Origin of the sequence: Saccharibacillus deserti (assembly GCF_013618475.1) — a bacterium.
Lineage (GTDB): Bacteria > Bacillota > Bacilli > Paenibacillales > Paenibacillaceae > Saccharibacillus > Saccharibacillus deserti.
In genome coordinates this window covers 810,516-828,990 of record NZ_JABJVN010000001.1, presented here as the reverse complement: position 1 = coordinate 828,990, position 18,475 = coordinate 810,516, and the positions used below count along the sequence as shown (strand labels likewise).

The window sequence follows — 18,475 nt, the reverse complement described above, 5'->3', positions numbered from 1 at the left end:
CATTTCGAAGCGCTGTTGAACGGTTGAAAGTCTTTCTGATTCGAAACGTTTCTATGTGTAAATGATATCCCTTTCTTTTTATTTTGGCGAGTCCAAACCAAAAAAGAAAGCGCAAAGCGCTTTCCTTTAACGGTTATTCTTCGCGCAGCCGTCCGGCTTCCAAGCGCAGGACGCGGTCGCAGTAGGACAGAATACGTTCATCGTGCGTGACGATGATTCCCGCTTTGCCTTCGGCTTTGACGCGTTCGGCGAGCAGCCGCGTGACATCCCGGCCGCGGTCCGCATCGAGGCTCGCTGTCGGCTCGTCGGCCAGGATCACCGACGGATCGTTCATCAGCGCCCGGGCGACGGCAACGCGCTGACGCTCTCCGCCGGACAGCTTGTCCGGATAATGCTTCCGGCGTTCCGACAGGCCGAGCCGTTCCAGCAGCTCGTCCGCCCGGCGCGCCGCCTGGGCTTTGTCCGCCCGTCCAAGCCTCGCCACGAAGCGAAGCTGCTCTTCCGCTTTCAGATACGGCAGCAAATTCGCCCCCTGGAAAATGAACCCGATCTCATGCAGCCTTAAATCGGCGAGCTGACGTTCGTTCATGCCGGCCAGGCTGCGTCCGCCAATCGAGACTTCCCCGCGGGTCGGCGTGAGCAGCGCACCGGCAATCGACAGGAACGTACTCTTGCCGGAGCCCGAAGGTCCGACTACGGCGACCAATTCGCCGGCCGCTACCGAACAGGACAAATTGTCCAGTACAGTGAGTACGGATTCGCCGTCCCCATACGTATGCGACACTCCGCTCAGATTCAATTTGGTCTGTACGGCGGCAGGCTTGGCCTGCACCGCCGCAGCGATCCGATGATTCATGCTCCAGCCCTCCCTATCGCATCCAGCGCATCCGTTTTGGCGACTTTGACAACTGAAGCGAGCCCGCCGAGCAGAGCCACGCCCAGGAACAGCCCGCAGCTGAGCGCGATCGTTCCGGCTCCCAGCGAAAACGGCATAGCGGCCGGCAGCATCGATTTCATGATCAGAACCAATCCTACCCCGACAGCCAGACTGCCCACCGACAGCACCAGCACCTGCGCGATCACGCTGCCGGCTAAGTATCGGGTCTTCGCGCCGATCGCTTTAAGAATACCGAACTGGGCGGTTTTCTGGATCGTAATGACATAGAAAAACACCGCCAGCACAAAGGCCGAGATGACATAGAGGAAGACGATCATCATCAGCAGCGAAGATTGTTCGGCTTTGTGCCCCGGAATCGCGGAGATGGCCTGCGATTGGCTGATCACATCGGCATCCGGCACCGCGTTGCGCAGCTGATCCGCCTGCGCGTTCGAGATCCGGAGCGCAATCGCATTGTAAGCCGTATCGGTTTCGCCGCCGCGGGCGGCCATCAGCTCGGAGCGGTAAGCCGCCCAGTCTTTTTCATTCATCCATACCGCGGGCATATGGCTGTACGAACGATTTTCCGTAAATCCGCCCACTGTCCATTTCAAACCTGTCGCTCCGTCCACCATCGTATCGCCGATTTTGACGCCGGACTTTTTCAGATCAAGGTCGGCCAATACCTCTCCTGCGGCGGCCGTGCTCAGCGGTTGGCCTTCTACCGTTTCCGGTACCAGCCAACTCTCCGCCTGTACGCCGAACAGCGCGATATCGATCCGCCCTTCGGTCCCTTCCCGTGTGACGGTAGTCATCCGAACTCCCAGCGGCTGGGCTCCTTCGGTTCCCGCGATCGCCTGTGCCTGCTTCACCTGCTCCGCATGAAGTTCGGAGCGCGCGAAGCGGTCATCCGAATCTTGCTGCACGATAAAATGATCGGCCGGCATATTGCGTATCGCCGAAGAAGTCGCATTGCCCAGACCGTTGGCAAGCCCTGTCACGAACAAAACCAGAAACGAGACCATCAGCATAATGGCTACGATCAGCACATACCGCGTTTTGGAAAAACGTATTTCCCGCAGCGCCAAAAACATCTTGTTCTTCCTCCTGTTTTCCGGTCGGGCCGAGAAGCGGTTCGCTGTCGGCTTCTTGGCCCGAACGACAGATTTCTATCCTGTTCCCCAAGTGTAGGGCCGGAAAATGAACGGAGTATGAACGCCAAATTACAATTTCGGAAGCCAAACGATAAAGGTCGAACCCCGGCCGGGTTCGCTCTCCGCCGCAATCGTCCCTCCATGCAGCAGCACAATTTTCTTGGCGATGGCCAGGCCCAGGCCCGTGCTGCCTCCGTCGGTACGGGACGGATCTGCCCGGTAGAACCGATCGAACAGCAGCGGCAGTTTCTCCGCAGGGATGCCGCTGCCCGTATCCGCGAAACGCAGCACGCACATATCGCCGTCCTCCTCCGCCGTCACCGAAATCGAACGGCCTTCGGGGATATGCTTCACCGCATTCGACAGCAGATTAATCCAGACCTGATCGAGCAGGGTCGCATCGCCCATCACCGCAAGATTTTCCGGCACGGACAAACGCAGCGCCAACCCTTTCTCGCTGAGCTGCCATTCCAGTACGTCAACGGCGCGCCGGATCTCCGCTTTCAATTGGAGCGGACTGCGAATAAGACCTTCTTCTATCCGATCGAGCGATGACAGCAGCAGAAGCTGACGGCCGAGCGCCGACAGCCTGCGGCTTTCTTCTCCGATAATCGAAGCGAAACGCAGACGCTGCTCGTCGGGCAGACCGGCCGCGGCCAACTCCGATGCGAACCCCTGAATCGATGTCAGCGGCGATTGGATCTCGTGCGAAACGTTGGCGACAAATTCCCTGCGCGATTCTTCCGCCCTCGAGAGACTTCGGCTCATCGTCATAAAATGGCCGGCGAGTTGGCCGATCTCGTCGCTGCGCCGGGTCGGCAGCTCGATATCGTAACGGCCGTCCGCGATTCTGCGTGTAGCCTCGGTCATCCGGGTAATCGGCTTGACCAGATAGCGGGTCGCAATCAGAAACAGTCCGATACTGAACGCAACGGTCAGCAGTCCGATCATGGCGAAGAAACTGCGCAGTTCGCCGAACTGCAAAATGACGTCCGGGCGCAGAAACAGCGCGGAAGGACGTCCTCTCCATTCCATCGGAACACCTACCGTATTGCTGAGCCGATTATCGAAAAAACCCGTAATAAACGGCCGGTTCGGAAACTCGGCTACCCCGTGGTACTCGCCTCCGGCGGCAACCCGGGTCACGGCGTCCCGATCCAGATCAAGCGCCCGGAATTCCCGGCCGTAAAAACCTTCTTGACCTTCGCCGTCGGTGACGTACAGCTCATAGCCGAGTGCCGCCGCATTGTCCAGGTAAGCGTCGGCATCGCCGGGGCGAAGCTCCGCCATCCGTTTGACTTCGTAGGCAATCTTCGTCAGCTTGGCATCGTTAAACGGCTTGAGCCGGGTATGATAATGCACATTGGAGACAAGGAACCCAAGCAGCGCGCTGACCGCAACGACCAGCAGCGTCGTCAGGCAGACCCGCATATAGAGACTTTTGCCCAGGCGACCAAGGCCCGACGGCTTGTTCATTTGCGCGGCACCTCCAACTTATAGCCGATGCCCCGGACCGTTCGGATCGTGAAATCGTCCGAATGATCGGCAAACCGCTGGCGCAGACGTTTGATATGCACATCGACCGTCCGCTCGTCTCCTTCATAGTCGGCTCCCCAGACCAGACGGATCAGATCTCCGCGTTCGAACAGACGGCCGGGATACTGGGCCAACTGCGCCAGCAGCTCGAACTCTTTGAGCGGCAGCAGCAGCGTCGTTTCCCCGTCCGTTACTTCGTGGTTCTGCCGGTCGATCGTTACGCGGTTCAACTTGATCTTTTCGCTTGAGGCGAGCGAATAGCGGCGGAATAACGCATTCATGCGAAACAGAAGTTCTCTCGGCTCGAACGGTTTGGTAATATAATCGTCCGTGCCGTGCGCATAGCCGGCTTCCTTGTCCGCCAGCTGCTCGCGTGCAGTCAGCAGAATGACGGGAATATCGTACAGGCTGCGGATCTCCGTGCATAGATCGAGCCCGTTCACTCCCGGCATCATCACGTCGAGCACAGCCAGGTCAACCGAAGATTGTTCCAGCAGACGCGCCGCTTCGTCTCCGTCCTTCGCTTCGATAACCCGGTACCCTTCCTGGGTCAGCACCGTCCGCAGCAGTGTACGGACATGGGCATCGTCGTCGGCAATCAGCACTTTTTTCACTATGGATTCCTCCCGAGCGCTTCGCTCAAGACCCGATCTCCGCAAAAAAGACTCCGCTCTCCACCATCGGCGAACAGTCGGTATGATCCCCGCTCAGATTGATCTCGAAAATATAGTCTTTCCCTTCCACAAACGGCTTGACCCGCTTCCAATCGATCCGTCCCGAGCCAAGCGGCAGCGAATCGTGCCTCTCTCCCATGCTGTCCACCAAGTGATAATAACGCGCATAAGGAGCCGTACGCTCCAGCACTTCGCACAGTTTGTCGTTATCGCCGCGAAAGCCGATAAAGGTATGACTGACGTCCACGTTCAGCGGAAGTTTCAGCGGCACAATCACTTCGTCGATCAGGTGCGGGTTGCTGTAGCAGAACAGCCCTTCGGTCGAATCTTCCCAGAGCAGCAGACCGCTGTCGTAACCGGGAATGGCGCCGATCGCTTCTCTCAGCCGGATCGAACTCGCACGGTCGGCGGGAGCTCCTCCCATCCCCACGTAATGGGCATGAATGACGCATTTCGATCCTTCCTGCCTGCAGATTTCGAGCAGCTCCGCCGTCGATTCCCGGTAGAATCGGTACATGCCGGGCTCCTCGCTCGAAATATCCAAGTACGCTCCCCGATATTTGGAAGGATGATGCATATACGCACCGATTCCTCGCCTGCGCAGTTCGCGTACCCGCTGCCGGATCAGCTCCGTATTCGCCATATCCTGTTCCGTCAAATACAACTCCACAATCTCCGGGTCGTAATCGAGACGATTATTGAAGCTTTTGTCGTCGATCCCGCCTTTCAGTCGAATCCCCTGACTCATCCGTATCCGCCTCCTGAACTCCAATTTGAGCTTTCTCTTAAGACCGAATATCGGCCGTTCTGTTCCTATCTTAGCGAAAAGACGCCCGGCATACAAAAAGAAAAGAAAAAAAGCCCGTTCGCTTGAGAATAGACATTTCTCGAGCGAACAGGCGGTTCATATGCGGGTAAGTCTCCGGCGGCCGTTCCTTACAAACGGGCCAAAGGTTCGGCCGAAGTGTCGGGTCTCGGCGTACCGAAGTTCGGCGTTCCGTCTTCGTTCCAATGAATGACCTGCACACGGGCATGGCGGTTGGGATCGTACAGCGGATCGCCGACGATTTCCTTGTAGCTTCTGCCGTGATAAACAAGCAGATCGAGCGTTCCGTCTTCCGAGACGGTAAAACTGTTGTGTCCGGGTCCATACTGGCCGCTTTTTTCGCACGTTTGGAAGACCGGAGCGGGCGACTTCACCCACGACTTCGGATCCAGCAGGTCGCTGTCTTCGTCGGCGGTCAGCAACCCCATACAATAATTATGGTCGGTGGCACTGCCGGAGAACGTCATGAAGATCCGGCCGTTCCTTTTGAGAATGGCCGCTCCTTCGTTGACGAGGAATCCGATTTTTTCCCAATCGTATTCCGGTGTGGAGATGCAGACCTGCTCGCCGCGCAGCGTCCACGGATTTTCCATTTCGGAAATATACAGATTGGAGTTGCCCGCAATCTCCGGATCTTTTTGCGCCCAGACATAATAGCGGATTCCGCGATGTTCGAACGTTGTCGCATCCAGCGCGAACGATTCCCATTTGGTTTTGACCTGGCCTTTTTCGACCCACTGGCCTTCCAGCGGATTAACGGAATCGTTTTCGAGAACGAACATGCGATGGTCGAACAAGCCTTCTTTCGTCTCGGACGTATGCGCCGCGGCAAAGTAGACATACCATTTCTCATTGATGTAATGGATTTCGGGAGCCCAGATATTGGCGCTCATCGGGCCGCTGCCATGTTTGTACCAGATATTCTTGACTTCGGCTTCCTGCAGTGCTGCAAGCGTGGATGCGCGTCTCAGCTCGATACGGTCGTATTCCGGAACCGAAGCGATAAAATAATAGAAGCCGTCGGTATGTTTGCAGATAAAAGGATCGGCCCGCTGCTCGATCAGCGGATTGGGTAGGTTGTAGGTTGTCATGGTCGGTGGCTCCTATTCGGACTTGATATCGCCGAAGCTCGGCCGGCCGGAGGGACACGCGGTGGGACGCTGCGGGACCGGCCGAATTCGGCCATTCAAGTTCTGTATGTTTTGGGGTGGGGCTTTAAAAATGCTGAAAATGAGACAAGCATTAAATCTTCGATCAAAAGTTCATATAAACCTCAAGCATAAACAAAGCTCTTAACAAGTTTGCTTAACCCTTGATGCCGGAGTTCAGGTTAATGGACTGAACAAAGTACTTCTGTGCGAACAGGAACAGGGCAAGCGTCGGGATAATCGCCAGAATCGCGGAGCCCATTAGCTGTCCGATCATCCGGTAGTTGCCGTAAATGTCCTGCAGCAGCAGGAGACCCGCGGTAACCGGCATCTTGTCGACATCGGTGTAGACGATAACCGGCCACAGGAAGTCGTTCCAAGAACCGGTGAACGAGAACAGCGCACAGACGATCAGAACCGGCTTGATCAGCGGCAGCATGATCGAGAAATAAATACGGAAGTCGCTGGCTCCGTCGACTTTGGCGGATTCGTCCAGGTCTTTCGGGATGCCCAGCATAAACTGCCGGACGAGGAAGATGTTACCCATGCCGGCAAGGCCCGGGATAATCATCGCCCATGATGTGTTAACCCAACCGAGAGCGTCAATGATCTTGTAGGAAGGAATCAGGTTAACGACGCCCGGGAAGAAAGAAATCCCCAGCAGCGTGAAAAACAGAACGTTCCGTCCTCTGAATTTCATCCGTGCATAGCCGTAGCCTGTCAGGGAGATAACGACGACAACCAGCAGCGTATGCGATGTCGCGATGACGACCGAGTTGGTCAACCAGCGCAGGATCGGGGCGGTCGACGTATTTTCCAGAATCGCGGTATAATTGTCCATGATCCAGTTGACCGGAAGCAGCCGGAATCCGGCGCTGACCACTTCGGTTTGTGAACGGAAAGAGGTCGTAACCCCGAAGATAACCGGAACAATCCAGATCAGACAAAGCAGTCCGAGGAATACATAGGCCACGACCTGCGAGACGCTGACTTTCGTGCGCTTGCGGCCGACGGCCACTGCGCTTTTATCCAAATTCATTACCTGGTTTGACATCATGCACTCCTCCTAATCAGTTTGCGTTGCGGTTCATGACGTAATATTGCAGGGCCGAAATGACCAGAATCACCAGGCCGAGCAGGACCGCCATCGCCGATGCCATCCCCGCGATCGATTCGCCGCTGCCGAATGCGAGCTGGCGAATATACATCATAAGCACCGAGGTGCTCTGCTGGGGACCGCCGTCGGTCATCATCAGCGGCTGGCCGAAGACGTTGAATGCACCGGCAGTCGTCATGACGAACGTATAGATTAACGGGAAATTGATCGAAGGCAGTGTGATGCTGAAAAATTTGCGGATCGGACCGGCGCCGTCAAGCTCCGCCGATTCGTACAATTCTTCGGACACTCCGCTGATCGAAGCGCGATAGATAATCATATTGCCGCCGATACCGCCCCAGATGGTCAACAGAATAATAGTGATCCAGGCGTAAGGCTGATGCGTCGCCCAGGCAATCGTGGAACCGAACACATTGCCGGTGATGCCGAGCTGTTTGTTGAAGATCAGCGTAAAGATCAGCGCCGATGCCGAAATGGAGATCAGACCCGGTACATAAAGTACGGATTGAATAAACGTTTTGCCCTTGAGTTTCTTGTGCGACAGCGCCACCGCGATCATCAAAGGAAGCACGATGAGCGGAGGTACGGTGAACAAGACGAACAGCAGGGTATTTTTGAGACCGTTAAAAAACTGCGTATGGAACGTCGACGTCGTGTCGAACAGAATCGTGCTGTAGTTGGAAAACCCTACCCAGTTCGGCGAGCCGGCCAGGTTCCACTGCGTGAACGAAGCATAAATACCGTAAATCGTCGGAATGACGACAAATACGAGGAACAAGATCAGATGCGGTCCCACAAAGAACACGGGTGCCAGATTCAGTTTCTTTTTCATAGGCTTTCAGTTCTCCTCTCAAGACTGCCCGGATCTTCGATCCGGTTCAAGGCTTCGTACACAATCGCCGGAGGCCCGGAAAAAGCGATATGCCCCGAAGGGCATATCTTTTCCGAAACGTCCAAGCTTATTCGCCGGATTTGGCTGCGGCGCCGTTCGATTCCGCAATCTTGTCTTCGACTTCTTTTTGCATCGTTTTCAGTCCTTCGTCGATCGGCAGATTGCCGCGAACCAGATCGCCGACATACTTGTCTACCGCTTCCGCGATATACGGGTAGTATTCGTACGTATAGATGTAGAGAGATTCGATCTCTTTTTCATCCTTCGTGAAGAACGACTGCATATACTCCGAGAATTCCGGGCTTTCCACAACCTGCTTGCTGGCAGGGATCTGGCCGGCTTTTGCCCATTCAACCGAGTTAGCACGAATGAATTCGAGGAACGAAGCGATGCCTTTTTCCTTCTCGTCCAAACGCTTCTCGTTGTTGAACATCGCGAACAAGTGGGAAGAAGAACGGTTGGTGAACTTGTCCGGGCTGGCGGAGTACACGTTCGTGACACCGAAGTTGAGGTTCTTAACCGAAGCATGCGCCGTGGAACTCCAAGTGCCGTCCGTCGAGAACAGAACATTGCCGGATTGGAACATCAGGTAACCGTCTTCGCCGAACGGAGTCATCAGACCGGCATCGTTGATTTTTTTCACATCTTCGATGGCCGTTTTCATTTCCGGCGTATCGACCGCAGGCTTGCCGTCTTTTTGAATATCGCCGTTCAGGTTCTGGATCTGTCCGAGCATCGCCCAGCCGAGCAGCGCATCGTTGACGACGTAATCGCCTTTATCGAGTTTGCCTTTGAGGCTCAGGATTTCGTCGATCGTTACATTGTTATCGTCAAGGAAGCTTTCCGCGCCGTATTTGGCCAGCAGATCCTTGTTGTAATACATAACGTTGGCGTGAATATCGAGCGGAATCGTATACTGCGTACCGTCGATGTTGCCCGCTCCCCAGGCCTGCGGAAGGAAGTTGTCTTCTTTCAGTTCTGGTTGCGCTTGCATAACCGTCGTCATGGCTTCGAGCTGATTCTGCTTCACATACCCCGGTACGCGGTCCGCGTGAATGATGGCCAGATCGGGTACGCCTTTGCCGGAACTCAGCACCGTGGAGATCTTCGTGTACATATCCGCCGTTACGACGTGTTTGACCTTAACGGCCGGGTTGGTATCGTTGTAGGCTTTGACCAGGTTGTCCATATACGCGCCGTCTTCGCCTGTCAGTGGTGTCCAAAACGTAATGGTATTCGGGTCGTTGGCGTTGCTGTTCCCGCAGCCTGCCAGCAGCGATGCGGTAAGTGCGAAACCTGTTACTAAGGCCCCCAATTTTCTTTTCAATCTATTCTCCTCCTGTCGTATGAACCCTTAACTCGAGTTTAGTATATCCCCAAGCTGAAAACGGTGTCAATAACTTTTTTATAAACTTAAAACAAAATTATCGGCCTTAAGTAACAAATAAGTTTACTTAATATCGAGATGTAACCGCTCTTTTGCTTTGAAAATACCTCTTTCATTAATTTATGTACAGGTTAATAATCTTTATGGTATTATATGCTCATTCAAAGGCCCTCGCGGCCCGTTTAATGAAACCAAGCGAAAGAAGTGGGATAAAATGCAGTTGGAAATCGATCACTCCTCTCTTGTCGTCTATGAAGCGCTTGCCAGCGATGTTCGTATCAAGATTATTCAGCTGCTGTCCAAAAACAAAATGAACATCAAGGAACTGGCCGCCGAATTGAAGATCAGCAGTCCGATTGTGATCAAGCACATCAAGAAACTCGAAGACGCCGGTATTATCAAAACGGAGAAAGTTCCCGGCAAATCGGGTCTCCAGAAACTCTCCATCCTGAAAGTCGACCACATCGAAATCAATTTCCCCAAAAAGATTTTCCATTCTTTCGATTCGTACGAAACTTCCGTGCCCGTCGGTCACTACACCGATTTCGATCTCAAACCGACCTGCGGGCTTGCATCGGACAAAGACTTTATCGGGCCGGTCGACGAACCCAAATATTTTATGGACCCGAAACGGATGGACGCGGAAATCCTGTGGTTTACGCAGGGATTCGTGCAGTACAATGTCGCGAACTTTCTCAAAAAAGAAGAAAAACTCCAGCAGTTCGAGATCAGTATGGAACTTTCTTCGGAATTCCCTTTCTCCAACGACGTTTGGCCTTCGGACCTTACTTTTACGCTGAACGGGATCGAACTTGGGACCTGGACCAGTCCCGGCGATTTCGCCGACACCCGGGGCAAGCTGACGCCCGACTGGTGGCCGCATAATCTCAACCAGTACGGCCTGCTCAAAACAATCCGGATTACCGGGCACGGCACCTACGTCGACGGCGATCCGATGTCGGATATCTCGATTGCCGACCTCGATACGAGCTGCGACCGCTGGACGCTGCGGATCGAAGTCAAGGAAGACGCCAAGAACGTCGGCGGAGCCACCATCTTCGGCAAGAAATTCGGCAATCATAATCAGGATATTTTGTTCAAAATGTACTACCTGTAAGCGAAAAATTTGGAACGATGTACGCCAAAAACGTTATATGTTCATTTTTATATCCCGTTCCCTGCATTTTCATGCGGGTGAACGGGATTTTTCGTTAAAAACAACTCATCTTAGATGAATTTTGTTTATCTCCCTCTTTTTGCAACCTATTGCTCGCAGCCCGCATCTTATTGGTAAAGGGGGTATCCCATCTGGATCTTATCGATAGACTGAAAAACCAGGAAGAATCGGCCCTTCGGGAGCTGATGGACGGGTACGGCGACCTGCTCCTGCGAACGGCTTCCCTGCTAGTACGGGACCGGCAGACGGCGGAAGAAGCGGTTCAGGATGCTTTTGTCCAGGCTTATCTGAAAATCGGACAGCTTCATGATTCGGCCAAACTGAAGTCCTGGCTGATCCGGATCGTCGTCAACCGCTGCCGGATGAGGCAGCGGACCTGGAGCTGGCGGCATCTGCTTCCGGGCGGAATGCCCGGCGATCTTCCCGCCGACCCGGCAACCGTCTCGGCCGGCGCCGACGATATCGTGATGGCGCATTGGGAACAAGGCCGTCTGGCGGAAGCGGTAGGCCGGCTCGATTACCCGTACCGGGAAAGTGTGGTGCTCTACTATTTCGACGAGCTGAGTATAAAGGAAATAGCCGAGCTGCTCGAATCCGGAGAAAACACGGTCAAATCCAGACTGGCACGGGGACGCAGGATGCTCAAAAGGATCTTGGAAAAGGAGGAACCGACATGAAGGAAACGGAACGCAGCGCGGTCAAACGAAAATTGGACGAGGAGCTGAAGCTCCATACGTTTGCAGGACAGGAGGCCGTGCTGAAGCGCACGCATCCCGCCCCGCGAAGAACGCGGCTGCATGCCCTGTGGAACCGCGAGCTGGAATGGGTGCTGAACCCTGCAAGTCTGATGGGCGGAACTGCCGCTTTGCTGCTGCTCGCCGCTCTTCCCGTGCTGTCGTATACCCTGCAGAGTCCGCATCCTGCTGCCGGGCAGCGCGAATTGATCGAGGTCGGAGGAAGCATCTACTGGAGCGATACGTACCGAAACGAGGTGGACCGCCTTGAAAATTAAAATAAAAGTCAAACATTTGGTCGTGTACGTGCTCGTTCCGGTTTTTCTGCTGACTGCCGCCGCCTTGTGGATTCCGGGTGCCGTCGACCGCTACCAGGCTTCGCAGACGCCGGAAGCGATCCGCGCCCGGATGTTGGAAAAAATCGAAGCAGCGTCCGGAGCGGACAAGCTGGAGCGGATCGCCGAATTTGCGATCCTCCCTTCCGCCTATGAGCCTTATACGTTCGACGTCCGGCTCGGCCCCCGGGCGATGATGCAATCGGACGACGGCAATCCCGCGCCGTTGACGCCGGAAGACCGGCTGCCGCTGCTTGAGCTGTACGTCGGCAGCGGACCGCCGGGCGATACGCTGCTGCGCGCTGCGAACCAGCTGGCTTACGAATATGACGCGCTCGGCCAAGCCGAAGAAGCAAACCGGATGCTGGAGCGGACAGCGGACCGGCTTGACCTTGACGGACACGCGGACGCACAGAAACTGCAGCAGGAACTGGCGAAGCGCGAACCGTCAACGCAAGCGCACGGGAAAACGCCCGCTGCGTCGACATTCAGCGGCAAATTGATAGATCGGGACGGCTCACCCGTGCGGCGTGCCGGCATTTACCTGCTCGGCGAAGAGGGATCGGAATCGGCGGAGCAGAACGATCCTTATCAAACCGTCACCGACCCGAACGGAAATTTTGAAATCCGCAATGTCGCTCCCGGCTTTTACCAGGTCGAACTCGGATTGGACTACGAACAGGTGGACGGCCGGAGCCGCCCGGTTCAATGGGACGACTGGATCGAAATCAAGCAGGGTCGGAATCTCTCGAAAAATCTGACGCTGCGGCCTCTGATCGAACTTCAGTCTCCGGTCAACGGACAGAAGCTGACCGAAGATACGGTCGAATTCCGCTGGACGCCCGTGCAAGGCGCCGCGTATTACGACATGACCGGCTTTATCCCCGACAGGAACGGATTATCGGGCACCGGCACGGTAATTCGCAGCCGGATCCCGGAAAATCGTCTGTCGCTGCCCATCGAAGAACTGTACGCCACTCCCGGCGCTTCCACCCTTCCCGATTCCGGGAAATGGGAAGATGCGGATCCGAACTACCTGCTCGCTTACATGAATCCGAACGCCCGCTTCTCCTGGTTGGTTCGGGCTTACGATGCCGAAGGACGGGCTCTCAGCGAAAGTTCGGGTTACCGGCTGAATCCGGAACAAACGAACCATCTGCCTTTCTTCTATCTGAAACAGCGGGAGCTGAGCGGCACGGATCGGCTGCTGCTGAAGGGCCGGCTTAGTCAAGCTCTCGAGCAGTATCGGCAGGAAGCCGAGAGCGACCCGCGGAATATCCATGCGCTGCGGATGAGGGCACGCCTGATACTGTCCAACGTCGAAATTTCGCACGATACCGAGGCAAAAAAGGAACTGCTGCCGTTGCTGGAACGTCTGACGGCAGGCGTCTCTGCGCCCCAGGAAGCCGAGCGGATGCTGAGCCTTCTGTATGAAGAAGCGGATTGGGACGCGTACGAACATTATTATGAGCGGTATATTCGTCTGAACGGTGGACAGATCGAGCCCTATCTCCGCTCCCTGCATGCCGCCTCGCTGTTTTACCGGAGCCGTGCGGGCGAGGCTGTTCAAGAGTTCGAACAAACACTGCCGGACGATCCGGGCCATCGGTTTGTCGGCTTGTATCTGGCAGCGCAGCTGCAGGAAGGACGCACGCTCGGCGAAGCCCTCGAGCTGGCCCGGCGTTATCCCGAACTGGGTTACGAGCAGGGCGGCCGCGGTTGGCCGAATCTGCTGAATACAATGCTTAGCGAACGCTCGGCAGGCGGCGATGCCGCCGCTTTCGATACCCGACTGCGGACATCGCTGGACGAATTCGCACAAAACCGGGCTGCCGATCCGCTCGCTTCTCTTCCTCCAACCCCTGCTGGATCGGCGTCGATCGATGCGTTTGTCGAAGCGCTGACGAATATTCGCTGATTCCCGCCTATGATTAAAACGGTCTCGGTTTGCGCCAACACGGACTCTTTATGCAGAGCAGGTCGAAGCCGCCCGCTTGCAGAAATCAACCGTATGCCAAAAAACCGCCCGTACATCCGTGTACGGGCGGTTTTTGAATTCTCTGCCGATGTTGGCTCTCCGAATGCAAGCATTACAAAAACGGATTATAGAATCTCGAACCGTCCCGGAACGTCATCGTAAACGCGGCGGCCGAGATCAGTACTGCGCAAATCAGGACGATGTCCCGGCGCGTCATTGGGCGGCTGCGGTACCAGGTACGGCGGCGGTTCCGGCCCAAGCCGCGCAGTTCCAACGCCGGAGTCGTACCGAGCCAGATCTCTGCTATTCCGTACTCCTGTCTATTCCGGCAGTGCCGGAGGTTCGGGCAGGATGATGTCCCATTCCAGCTCCCGCCACGGACTTTTCGGGCCGGTCAGGAGTCTGCGCAGACGGCCCAGACGGATCTCGGACCCTTCCTCGGACAAGTCTTTTTGCGAGAATTGACACCCTGCCATATAAGCTACCGCGTAATCCGCCCAATTCCGGTAAGAAAATCGGGCCCGGACCGCATTGTGCAGCAGGTAGGCCGCTTCTTCCTGCTCGTTGATATATCGCGCCAACCTTGCGCAGCGGATATAAAAAGCAAGCCGGCCCAGGTCCCAGGCGGCAATACCCGCGGGCGGCAGGCGATCCATATACAGATTGACAACGTATCCTTCCCGGCCGCGCACGCTTCCGGGCGTCCGGGCTGCCAGATCGGAGGAACGCTCCGCCCGTGTCAATCCGCTGAAGAACAGCCGAATCTGCTGAAACTCCGGATTGTCGAGCCCCGACCAGAACCGTTCCGCCAATTCCCGCAGGTCTGCGGCATTTTCGACCTGCCAAAGATTCCGGAGGATTCCGGCCGCATCCAAACGGGCTTTGCCGCATTCATACATGCCGTAAGGCGGTTTGGCCCCGTGCTCTTCCAGCAGCGGGCCTCCGAGCGACGCCGCCCAATGCAGCGCCCTGCGGTACGAATACTCATCCATTTTTCATTCCTCCTCGCTCTCGCCGGAGCGGCCGCGGCTGTGCGGAAGCTCCGAACGGGTCGATGCCGGCAGCGGACGTCCGAGCTTCGCCAGACAATCGCCGTGAGCCTGCAGGATGACTTGCGAATCCGGTTCGACGCTCAAACGGCGTTCCAAATCTTCGATCGCTTCCGCGTAGCGCTCCAGTTTGTGCAGCGCCAGCCCTCGGCCCGCATAGTAGGCGCTATCGGGCTTGCCCTGCAGCGCACGGCCGTACCAAGCGGCCGACTCTTCGAATCTGCCGCTTTCGAATGCACAGCGTCCCAATGCGGCCGCAAGCTGCGGGCTGCCCGGTCCAAGCGCGGACGCAAGGCGCAGATCTTCTTCCGCAGGCTCCGTTTGTCCGGCCTCCATTCGATAAATTCCCCGGTGCAGCCTTGCCTCATATCCGCTTTGCCCTGCCGCTTCAGCCAAAGCGACCGCTTCGTCGAAGCTTCTTTCCGCTTCTTCCCTGCGTCCAAGCTTCCAAAGCGTACGGCCGAGCAGCGTCTTCATTGCACTCGTCCAGCCGTACAGCGGCGCTTCCGTCAGCAGGCGCTCGCATTCGGCGTACCGTTCCAACTCGAACAGACACTCGGCTGCCGCAGCTCTCGTTTCTTTGTCGCCGGGATAGCGCTTCAGTACGACCAACTGCCGCTCCAGATCCTGTTCCAGCAGCTCCAGCAGACGGATGCGGAGCTCGATATCGGAAGGTTCAAGCAGCAGCGCCAGTTCGCACGCCTGGAACGATTCCGCGAATCGCTCCAGCTCGCGGTAGCAGCGCGCCAGGCCCAGCAGGGCATGCGGATCGTTCGGCAGCAGATCCAGCGCCCGCCGGTATAATCCCAATGCATCGGAAGCCCGATCGCTTTCAAGCATCAGATCGGCCAGACGCATCAGGGCATCCCGCTCTCGCGGATAACGTCCGACCAGCGAAGCCCAGTCGATCTCGGCTTTCTCGTCGTCGCCCATCAAATGCAGAGCCGTCGCCCGAAGGCGCAGCAGATCCGGGTCTCCGGCAAACAGCCGGAACGCCGCATCGAAATCTTCCAGCGCTTCTTCCAGACTGCCGCTTCTGAGCCGGGCCGCTCCCCGGCTGCGAAGACCGAGAAATTCGTCCTGATCGAAATCCGCGCCTTTGGGCAGGTAATCGAAACGAAGCTCCGCCGCCTGCCGGATCGAATCGAGCATAAAAGCGGCAAAACCGGGCGGAACGAGCTGCGCCAGCCCAATCTCATCGTCCGTCCAATAAAAGATACGGTCCAACATCCGCCAAACCGCGCGCGGCAGATAAGGATGCTGGGCCAAAAAAACGAGCAGACGCGGCTGCAGCGCCTGTTTGAACGCCAGACACTGCAGCCGGTCTTGTTCGAGCAGTTCCTGCCAGGCTTCCGTTCGGATCCGCAGCGCATAATTTTCGTACAGCTGTTCGAAGCGGCGAATCCATATTTCCGCTTCCCGTTCTTCGCCTGCTGCCGGCTCCGCAGGAAATGCCGGAATCGCTGCGCGGCCGTTCGTATCGGCTTCCCGCTGCGGATTCGGCGGCTGCCCGGCAGCTTCTTCCTTTCTTCGCCGAGCCAGGCGGTTGGCCCGCCCCCAGACAGGCAGGTCGCCAGGCGACCGCTCTGCCGCCTGCGCCTCATGCCGATCTTCTTCATTGCCCCGGTCAAAGCTTCCCATGCCGGGCAAACCCTGCGCAGAAGCGGCTTCGGACTGTCCGCGCGCGACCTCTTCCGGCGTAAGCGTCTTGGCTAATTCCAGCGCTTCCCCGTAAGCTTCCCGCAGCCGCTGGAAACCTTCCGGATCGTCTTCCGGATGCACCTGCTTGAGCAGGGCGGCATAGGCACGTTTGATGGCACGGGTATCTGCGGTAGGCGCGATGCCCAGAATTCCCCAGACCCCCATCTTAGCGCCGGTTCCTTTCGAATTGATCCAGGAACTGTTCCAGCCGCTCCGCTTCCTCCCGGATTTCCCGCTCGTCCTGCCGGTGCAAAGCCGCTTCGAAGCGCTGTAGGGCAAGCCCGATCCATTCCCGTTCGTCGCCCAGCCGTTCCTCGTAGAGACGGTCGCCGCGTGCCAGCAGCAGCCGGTTTTTCTCCTGGTCTCTCGGATGCATTTTGAGGGCGGACAGCTGCGCCAGACGCCGTTCGATCTCTTCCCGGCTCATCACGCCGGGATTTTCTTCGATCACAATCCGGTGCACGTCGTCCAAACCGACGGTTTTGACTTCGACTTCCAGAATCCCGTTGATATCGTAAGTGTAACGGATATCGATATCGCGGATGCCCGCCGTTCCGGGAGGGAATTCGACTTCCAGCTCGCCGAGCAGCAGATTGTTCGCCGCAAGCCGGTTCTCGCCCTGATAGATTTTCACGATAATCCGGGTCTGCTCCTCATTCACCGTAGAAAACCGTTTGACCCGGCTGACCGGAACAAACGTGTTGCGGTCGATAATCGGACTGAAATGCCCGCTCTCGTATTCGCCTGTCGCATAAGCCATGGCCACCTCGGTTCCGAGCGTGTACGGGCAAACGTCCGTCATGACTACATCCTGAAATTCTTCGCTGCGTTCTTTCATGCCCGCCTGAACGCCCGCACCGACCGCGACGGTCTCGTCCGGATCGATATGCGCAGCAGGCAGACGGCCGAACATCCGGCTCAGCATCCCGTAGACCGCAGGCATACGCGAAGCTCCGCCGACCATCACGATCTCGTCCACTGCCGACGCATCGATCGACGCATCCAGCAGCGCGCGTTCGATCGGACGCCGCAGCCGTTCGACCAAAGGCTGTACCAGTTTTTCGAACCGTTCGCGGTCGATCCGCAGTTCTCTCATCTCGCCTCCGATACCCGCCCGCAGGTGAATCGGCTGATCCCGGGACAACAAGCGCTTGCCCATTTCCGCCTGATCCCTTAAAAAAGCAAGCGTTTTGCGTTCCAGCGAAGAAGCCTGCACATTAAACGACGACAAATAATGATCGACGATGGCATCGGTAAAATCTTCGCCGCCCAGATAATTGTCTCCGGCAACCGACTTGACTTCCATCACGCCGTCGAACAGCTCCAGAATCGAGACGTCGAACGTCCCGCCGCCCAGATCGAACACCAGAAACTGGGTCTCGGGCTTCTGCTGGTGCAGTCCGTAAGCGATCGCGGCAGCTGTCGGTTCGTTGAGCAGACGTTCGACCGTCAGGCCGGCCAGCTCGCCCGCCATGCGGGTCGCTTTGCGCTGCGTGTCGTTGAAGTAGGCCGGTACGCTGATGACCGCTTCGGTCACCGGCTCGCCGAGGAAACTCTCCGCGTCCGCTTTGAGTGCCCGAAGCACAAGCGCCGACAGCTCTTCCGCACGAAAACGGCGGTCGCCGAGGCGGATTTCGCGCGGCGTGCCCATATGCCGCTTGAAAGCGGCCGTGGTCAGCAGAGGGTGTGTCAGCAGACGTTCCCGCGCGATCCGCCCGATCAAAATATCCCCGTTGCCGTCGACACCGACGACAGACGGCGTCAATTTATCCCCCAGGGCATTGGGGATCAGCACGGCCTGTCCGTTTTTCCAGACGGAGACGGCGCTGTTTGTCGTGCCCAGATCGATTCCGATAATGGTCATGGTTGATTTCCACCGTTTCTCTGATT

Annotated in this window: 16 protein-coding genes; 4 read left to right on the top strand and 12 right to left on the bottom strand. The window is 56.8% G+C overall.

Going from position 1 to position 18,475, the window contains the following annotated elements; all coding sequences use genetic code 11:
* Positions 1-133: 133 nt before the first annotated feature.
* The 9 genes from HOP44_RS03710 to HOP44_RS03670 form a co-directional block, all read right to left on the bottom strand.
* Positions 134-856, bottom strand: coding sequence for an ABC transporter ATP-binding protein (locus tag HOP44_RS03710; protein WP_172250654.1), 723 nt, complete (start codon positions 854-856; stop codon positions 134-136).
* Positions 853-1,971, bottom strand: a complete 1,119-nt coding sequence (locus HOP44_RS03705) for an ABC transporter permease (RefSeq protein WP_172250652.1) — start codon at positions 1,969-1,971, stop codon at positions 853-855. Before HOP44_RS03705 ends, HOP44_RS03710 begins: the two co-directional genes overlap by 4 nt.
* A gap of 129 nt (positions 1,972-2,100) precedes the next feature.
* Positions 2,101-3,507 (bottom strand): sensor histidine kinase, encoded by a 1,407-nt coding sequence (locus HOP44_RS03700; protein ID WP_172250650.1) that lies wholly within the window; start codon positions 3,505-3,507, stop codon positions 2,101-2,103.
* Positions 3,504-4,181, bottom strand: coding sequence for a response regulator (locus HOP44_RS03695; RefSeq protein WP_172250648.1), 678 nt, complete (start codon positions 4,179-4,181; stop codon positions 3,504-3,506). Before HOP44_RS03695 ends, HOP44_RS03700 begins: the two co-directional genes overlap by 4 nt.
* 25 nt (positions 4,182-4,206) lie before the next feature.
* Positions 4,207-4,989: a TIM barrel protein gene (locus HOP44_RS03690; protein WP_172250646.1), complete on the bottom strand. Its 783-nt coding sequence runs from the start codon at positions 4,987-4,989 to the stop codon at positions 4,207-4,209.
* A 188-nt stretch (positions 4,990-5,177) separates the two neighbouring features.
* Positions 5,178-6,158, bottom strand: coding sequence for a glycoside hydrolase family 43 protein (locus tag HOP44_RS03685; protein ID WP_172250644.1), 981 nt, complete (start codon positions 6,156-6,158; stop codon positions 5,178-5,180).
* 214 nt (positions 6,159-6,372) lie between these two features.
* On the bottom strand, positions 6,373-7,269 hold the full coding sequence (locus tag HOP44_RS03680) for a carbohydrate ABC transporter permease (RefSeq protein ID WP_172251553.1): 897 nt from the start codon (positions 7,267-7,269) through the stop codon (positions 6,373-6,375).
* A gap of 16 nt (positions 7,270-7,285) precedes the next feature.
* Positions 7,286-8,164: a carbohydrate ABC transporter permease gene (locus HOP44_RS03675; RefSeq protein WP_172196438.1), complete on the bottom strand. Its 879-nt coding sequence runs from the start codon at positions 8,162-8,164 to the stop codon at positions 7,286-7,288.
* 127 nt (positions 8,165-8,291) lie between these two features.
* Positions 8,292-9,551: an extracellular solute-binding protein gene (locus HOP44_RS03670; RefSeq protein ID WP_172250642.1), complete on the bottom strand. Its 1,260-nt coding sequence runs from the start codon at positions 9,549-9,551 to the stop codon at positions 8,292-8,294.
* Between the two features lie 274 nt (positions 9,552-9,825).
* On the opposite strand from HOP44_RS03670, the gene HOP44_RS03665 reads away from it, so the two are divergent.
* The 4 genes from HOP44_RS03665 (at position 9,826) to HOP44_RS03650 (ending at position 13,775) form a co-directional block, all read left to right on the top strand.
* Positions 9,826-10,728: an ArsR/SmtB family transcription factor gene (locus HOP44_RS03665; protein ID WP_172250640.1), complete on the top strand. Its 903-nt coding sequence runs from the start codon at positions 9,826-9,828 to the stop codon at positions 10,726-10,728.
* A gap of 170 nt (positions 10,729-10,898) precedes the next feature.
* On the top strand, positions 10,899-11,465 hold the full coding sequence (locus HOP44_RS03660) for a sigma-70 family RNA polymerase sigma factor (RefSeq protein ID WP_246369557.1): 567 nt from the start codon (positions 10,899-10,901) through the stop codon (positions 11,463-11,465).
* Positions 11,462-11,800, top strand: coding sequence for a hypothetical protein (locus HOP44_RS03655; protein ID WP_172250638.1), 339 nt, complete (start codon positions 11,462-11,464; stop codon positions 11,798-11,800). The genes HOP44_RS03660 and HOP44_RS03655 overlap by 4 nt, the downstream gene beginning before the upstream one ends.
* Positions 11,790-13,775, top strand: a complete 1,986-nt coding sequence (locus HOP44_RS03650) for a carboxypeptidase-like regulatory domain-containing protein (protein WP_172250636.1) — start codon at positions 11,790-11,792, stop codon at positions 13,773-13,775. The genes HOP44_RS03655 and HOP44_RS03650 overlap by 11 nt, the downstream gene beginning before the upstream one ends.
* 380 nt (positions 13,776-14,155) lie before the next feature.
* Here HOP44_RS03650 and HOP44_RS03645 read toward each other — a convergent pair whose 3' ends face one another.
* The 3 genes from HOP44_RS03645 to HOP44_RS03635 are packed head-to-tail and all read right to left on the bottom strand — an operon-like array spanning position 14,156 to position 18,449.
* The gene (locus tag HOP44_RS03645; RefSeq protein ID WP_172250634.1) at positions 14,156-14,827 is read right to left on the bottom strand and encodes a DUF1266 domain-containing protein; all 672 of its coding nucleotides are present in this window, start codon (positions 14,825-14,827) and stop codon (positions 14,156-14,158) included.
* A gap of 3 nt (positions 14,828-14,830) precedes the next feature.
* Positions 14,831-16,750 carry a tetratricopeptide repeat protein gene (locus HOP44_RS03640; RefSeq protein WP_172250632.1) on the bottom strand — a complete coding sequence of 640 codons (1,920 nt, stop codon included), beginning with the start codon at positions 16,748-16,750 and terminating at the stop codon, positions 14,831-14,833.
* A 1-nt stretch (position 16,751) separates the two neighbouring features.
* Positions 16,752-18,449 carry a molecular chaperone HscC gene (locus HOP44_RS03635; protein ID WP_172250630.1) on the bottom strand — a complete coding sequence of 566 codons (1,698 nt, stop codon included), beginning with the start codon at positions 18,447-18,449 and terminating at the stop codon, positions 16,752-16,754.
* Between the last annotated feature and the right edge of the window lie 26 nt (positions 18,450-18,475).